The 251-nt window shown below is 56.2% G+C and carries 1 rRNA gene; it reads left to right on the top strand.

The features are described 5' to 3' along the window. Window position 1: 1 nt before the first annotated feature. Window positions 2-251, top strand: a 23S ribosomal RNA gene (locus PV403_RS25180); the annotation flags it as partial.

Here is a 251-nt window from a genome sequence, read left to right as displayed (position 1 = left end):
AAGTCAGAGCCCGTTTTATGGGTGATGGCGTGCCTTTTGTAGAATGAACCGGCGAGTTACGTTCCCGTGCAAGGTTAAGGTGAAAAGCCGTAGCCGCAGCGAAAGCGAGTCTGAATAGGGCGATTAAGTACGTGGACGTAGACCCGAAACCGTGTGATCTACCCCTGTCCAGGGTGAAGGTGCGGTAACACGCACTGGAGGCCCGAACCCACGCACGTTGAAAAGTGCGGGGATGAGGTGGGGGTAGCGGA

This window comes from Paenibacillus sp. GYB006 (genome assembly GCF_036577645.1).
Lineage (GTDB): Bacteria > Bacillota > Bacilli > Paenibacillales > Paenibacillaceae > Paenibacillus.
The sequence above is the reverse complement of the archived record's forward strand: the minus strand, read 5'-3'. Positions and strand labels throughout refer to the sequence as shown.